General features: G+C 59.2%; 1 pseudogene. It reads left to right on the top strand.

From position 1 onward, the window contains the following. Positions 1-255 (top strand): annotated as a pseudogene (locus tag ACTD9P_RS30330) (IS4 family transposase); the annotation flags it as partial.

The following is a 255-nucleotide window of genomic DNA, read 5'->3' as shown; positions in this document are numbered from 1 at the left end:
CAATAAAAACGCTCGGCCACTCATCGACTCTGCCCGGTTGGCAATTGCGCATTGTCGATGGCAATCACCTGCCAGCCACGCAAAAGCGTCTTGGCCCTTTGCGCACTGAGCGAGGTGCGGCTCGTCCGGGGTTTTCTGTGGTGGTCTACGACCCTGATTTGGACTTGGTCGTTGATCTTCAACCGTGGGAAGACGCCTACGCCAGCGAGCGAGTCAGTGTTCTGCCGCTGCTGACCCGTGCAAGCAAGGGCCAGC

This window comes from Pseudomonas onubensis, assembly GCF_965653655.1.
Classification (GTDB): domain Bacteria; phylum Pseudomonadota; class Gammaproteobacteria; order Pseudomonadales; family Pseudomonadaceae; genus Aquipseudomonas.
The sequence above is the reverse complement of the archived record's forward strand: the minus strand, read 5'-3'. Positions and strand labels throughout refer to the sequence as shown.